Origin of the sequence: Daejeonella sp. (assembly GCF_044342615.1) — a bacterium.
Taxonomy (GTDB): domain Bacteria; phylum Bacteroidota; class Bacteroidia; order Sphingobacteriales; family Sphingobacteriaceae; genus Daejeonella.
Window position 1 is genome coordinate 1 of sequence record NZ_JBIIPN010000161.1, and the last position, 5,123, is coordinate 5,123.

General features: G+C 35.0%; 3 protein-coding genes. All 3 read right to left on the reverse strand.

Annotation, left to right across the window (positions count from 1 at the left end; translation table 11 throughout):
* A partial coding sequence (locus ACIQ0D_RS11360; RefSeq protein ID WP_395805692.1) for a serine hydrolase domain-containing protein occupies positions 1-709 on the reverse strand: 709 nt, incomplete at its 3' end.
* A 1,330-nt stretch (positions 710-2,039) separates the two neighbouring features.
* Positions 2,040-3,914, reverse strand: coding sequence for a CocE/NonD family hydrolase (locus tag ACIQ0D_RS11365; protein ID WP_395805694.1), 1,875 nt, complete (start codon positions 3,912-3,914; stop codon positions 2,040-2,042).
* Between the two features lie 778 nt (positions 3,915-4,692).
* Positions 4,693-5,123 (reverse strand): hypothetical protein (locus ACIQ0D_RS11370; protein ID WP_395805696.1); only part of this gene is annotated, 431 nt, incomplete at its 5' end.

Below are 5,123 nucleotides of genomic sequence, written 5' to 3' on the forward strand. Positions count from 1 at the left end.
AGTCGAGGTAATGTTTGGTCTCGTTCATCTTCATCGGACCTAAAATTCTCTTTTGAATAAAATCTTGAAAGGCCATCCCACTTAATTTCTCAACAAGTCTGGCGGCAATATTAATTGAAGGACCATAAATCCAGCCGTCACCAGGCTCATGATTTAAGGGCAATGGCGCTAACTGATTAGAAAAATAATCAAGGTCATGCGCATTAACATCCGTGAAGGTATTGAGGTAAACATCTCCCAATTTCCCACCGTATTGACTTGCGAAACCTGCGGTATGAGTCAGTAAATGTCTTAATAAAATTGGCTTTTTAGCGGCGTGCGTTTGAATTAAGCCAACACCATTTAGCGTGTCTATACGATCAAGAACAACCGGAGCGGCAAATGCGGGTAGGTATTTGTCAAGCCTATCATTCATATTAATTAGGCCATCTTCCTGCAATAACAAAAGCGCCAAACTAGCAATGGGTTTGGTCATGGAAGCCAATCTAAAAATATCTGTTGTTTGGATTGCTCGATTAGATTTTAAATCCGATAAGCCAAGAGCCTTTTTACGAATAATTTTCCCATCTTGATATAAGAGGTACGCGCCACCAGCAATTTCTTTTGCGGCAATATCTTGTTTTATAACATTCTCGAACGAGTCTAGAACATTATTGGCAGTATTAATCTGATTTTTTGAAGAAAAAAGTTTATCATTTTTTTGCGCCATTGAAAATGAACACACAAAAAGAAGACACAAACTAAGGCTGAATTTTACCATGTTTTTCAAATGTTTTTGCTTATCCAAATAATCGGTAGATTTTCAGATAAGGATGTTTTACAATTAAAAATAATGTTTCACCCTTGCAAAAACAAATTTTGTAAAATGAAGTTTGATAAAAAAATTAATTCATATTACTATTAAATATTCAATGTAAAAAATAGATGGTTGTTATAATGTTCGCTGAAATTCCATGAATTTTGATAATTACCCGCAGCATTATTATTTCTTAAGCTCACTAGCAGTACCATTTATTTGATTTTGTGTACATATACATTATTCAATGTAAAAAAATAAAAACAATATCAGAGGTAACTTCTCAAAACCCAGTGAATTCTGCTTAGTTTACGCTTATAATTCGTTTATACAAAATTCCCGCGAAAACATATTTCTATGGTTAACAGCACCTTTAACTTTTATTATTAAATCGCTAAAAACCGAAATGTTTATTTTAATCATTTATGGCTAGTTTATATAATTCAAAAAACAAATGATTCTTCAAAAATATATCTATGCGATAGAATGATTAGGCTTAATAACACATACCCTTCAGAAGAAACCTAAAGTTTAATCTAAGTTCTAATTGTTAAGAACGAGCGATCAGAAAAATAAAATAAAATTTACTAGATTCAGGAAAAATAATCCGATGACCACACTTCAAAAAATTGTTTTAATACTTGTTTCACATCTTTTATTTTTCTGTATAATCGGGTACAAAGAAATCCTCAGATATATAGAACACGGTATATATATTCACAAATATATGAGGCATACCAATTATAATTTCTATCTGGGTTTTTACTTAATGAGCTTGGTTTTTGTGGTCTTACCAATTTGCTTAATTATGATAATTAGGAAATATTGGCTCAAGGGTAAAACAGTATAATAAAACGTATAATAAGGTTTCTAGATAGATTTTATAACAAATAAGCTGCCCTATTCACTGTCGGGAGAGTTTCCATCGATTCCAAAAATTAATTTTCTATTTTAATCAGAAGGCCTGTTGTATAGTCCCCTTAGTAAACCTTAATTCCTTAATGTTTATAATTTATACACGTAGGGACAGGTTGCTACCTGTCTTTTTAAAATTCAATGAAAACATTAAGACATTAAGAAAGATTATTTCTTTATGGTTCCCTCACTGCCCGTAGAATCTAGCACAGTGCTTGTTACTGATTAAACCTATTTAAGAGAATTAAGACTATTATTAAAATCAATAAGCTCAAGTGGGCAAAAAAATCTTGTCCCGAACTAATATTTCGGGACAAGATTTTTTTTATCACTTAATTTTTATCATGGGTAAAATAATCCTTGAAGGATATTTTGAGCTATGATGAACTTTATTTTTGGCGATAACACCCTTGCTTTCATCATAATTATTTCCTCCAGTATTTAGGTTTCTTTCAAAACGCGGGAAATTACTGCTAGAAATTTCTATTCTAATCTGATGTCCTTTAGGAAAAAAGTTACTGGTTGAAAGAGCGGAAAGTTTCACTTCATACACTTGATCTTTTTCCATAAAAACCTCTTTTTCATAACCTTCTCTGTATCTTACTCGCTGTATTGTTTCATCAAGATTATAAGCTTTTCCATCTGGATAAACATCAATCAATTTTAAAGTAAAATCGGTGTCTTTAGCATCAGATGAAACATACAAAACAGATTCAATAAAACCACTGATTTCAACATCTTCTGTTAATACAGGAGTGGAATACACCAATATATCTTCTCTTAATTCCATCGTTTGTTGGTCAAAAGAACCGCCTTGTATGGCATTTCCTATACAACAAACATTTCCTCCAAATGAAGGAACCGGATTCATGGGATCGTAAACAAATACATCAGCTTGATCAGTTTTTGGGGGCGACAAAACCAGGCTGCCATTGCCATTTCTTGTATTTGCTTTACCAGCACTACTTAAATAGTAAGTAGTAGCTTTTGCCTCCATTGGGGGCCATGTCTCACTTTGTTGCCATTTATTAGAGCCCATAGTATAATATTGAACTCTAGGCATTTTACTTTTTATGCCATTTTCTTCAGATTTTAACCAGTAGTCAAACCAGCTATAAGTCATTGCATCATAATCAAGTCTAGCATCCCCCACACTTCTTTCTCCAACAATTGTATTTTCAGTAGCTCTCTTGAAAGAACAATGCAAAGTAGGTGCGATAACGAGATATTGATTATCTGCCGCTTTCGGAAACTTAGATTTATCTCTTAAAAGATTAAATAAAGCGATGTTTGGCGTTGATGCTACATCATACCAGGAAACGAACCAATAAGATGGTTTATTAAAAGGCATATTGTCATGAAAAAGACCTCCTTGATACCACTTTGGATCATTAGGTTTTCTGCGAATCATATCCTCATAAACGCCTATTGGTCCATCTACATTTTTAATGATATCTTGAACTGGCAAGTGTTTAAGAGCAAGTCCCCAATCCACTTTAGGACTTTCTGGGGCTAAATCAAAATTTCTTGAAACTCTAATTAATTCTTCTTGTGTGATATCAACAGGAAACGTTGGCCTGACACGATCATTTTGAACGCTATAAAGCCATGAAGTAAATAGCATTTGCTGTGCACCGCCTCTAAACCAGTTTCCTTGTTCGTACAAATTGCCAATTCTTCCTACCCCTGCTCCATAACCCTGGGGAATAAGTGCAACATGCGCAGGATGATCAAGAGATGCAACCGCCATTTGCCATTCTGCAGTGGAAGAACAACCGATGGTACCTATTTTTTTATTAGACCATTCTTGAGATGAAATCCATGTAAATGCATCATAGCCATCTGTAGTGGGGGTACCTAAGATATCCCAAACACCTTCTGAAAAAAAGCGTCCTCTTTCATTTTGTACTATATATACATATCCTTTTTTTACCGCATCATAAGCTGCCTCATATTGCCTAATCATTTCCTTCCCATCAATCCATTGATTGAAATTATAAGGAGTTTTTGAGAGTATAACCGGATATTTACCGGCATTTTTAGGTCTGTAAATATCTGTTGCCAGCCTGATACCATCTCTCATAGGCATCATAACTTTATGATCTACAATGGCAATTTCCTTTAATTTTTCTAAAGTGATTGTCCCAGTTTGCCCAAATAAAGCCAAGGGCAATAAAAAAAGAATTAATAAATATTTTTTCATGTTTTCGATTTTGTATGTTGTGAAAAATTGGACGCTTATTTAAATGTAAGATTTTTCCGACTAAAAAAATTGTTTTTGCTTTTTTAGTGATGGGAGTTTAAAAATATCGATTTCTATGTAAAAGCGATGTCATCCCGAATCCTGCCCTTCTGCAGGTGAGGGACCTTCGTCGTTCTTGCACACGATTTTGCTTTCCGACACTAATTTCCCTCTCTACGTTCGGGATGACAGGTGCATGGCGCCCAAAATACCGGATTGGCAAATCAGGGGGTTCTCCAGTGACTCCTCTGATCTACAATTTAAAGCTTAAGGGAAACGCATTTAGTGTTTTTATTTGGAAATGTGAGCAATTTTTAGTATATTCTTTCTTATAATCCATGCTTAAATGCCCTTAAATACTTATCTGCGCTGATCCGCTAAATCTGCGAGAGCTATTTTTGTCGCCCGCAGATTTACACAGATTTTCGCAGAGAATTTCTCTTCAGACTCTTTCTGTTCAGATTAGCTAAATTATATGCTTAGTCCACAACTTTTGGGTGTGATCCGACTCCTCTTAATTCCAAAAATTTCACCCCCCAATCCGCCCTAAAATGCAAAAAGCCCATAAACATGATGCTTATAAGCTTTTTTGCGAATCAGATTGGAGAGATGTGTTGTTTCTAAAACCACCCTATTTGTTCGAAAATATCAATTATTATTCTTGAACCGCGATATTGTTCTTTAACGCTTGTTTTTATTCGCTTAAACATGGGTAATCAGCTTCGGGCTTAACAAATTATCAATTACTTTTAAACTCATACAAACCAGAGTCTGAGGTATTGCCTTTTCCATCTCTGCTTATCACCTTCCAGTAATAGGTCGTGTTAGCATTCACAGATATATCTGTTAGGCTTGTTGTGGTATGCTGAGATTTAATCAGGGTTACATTATTAGAACTCGTTCCTAAATAAACATCATAGTTTACAAGATCATTGTCGGCGTCTGAACCTTTCCATTGGAAGGAGATTTTTCCAGCATTGGGAATCACAGATTGGCCCATCGTCGGACTCACTATTTCTGCTGGGTAGGGTGGGAAACTTGATGCGCCCAAGCCAGGATTATAAAACTTCCAAATAGCACTTTTAGCTGTCGTAGCAGTTTTACTTGATTTAGAAGTAACAAACCAAGAATATGGCGTATTACGCTTCAAGGTTATTTCTGCACTCGTAG

Bases quoted from the DNA above. Each gene is read 5' to 3' on its own strand.
- ACIQ0D_RS11365 (WP_395805694.1), bottom strand. From the start codon at position 3,914: ATGAAAAAATATTTATTAATTCTTTTTTTATTGCCCTTGGCTTTATTT.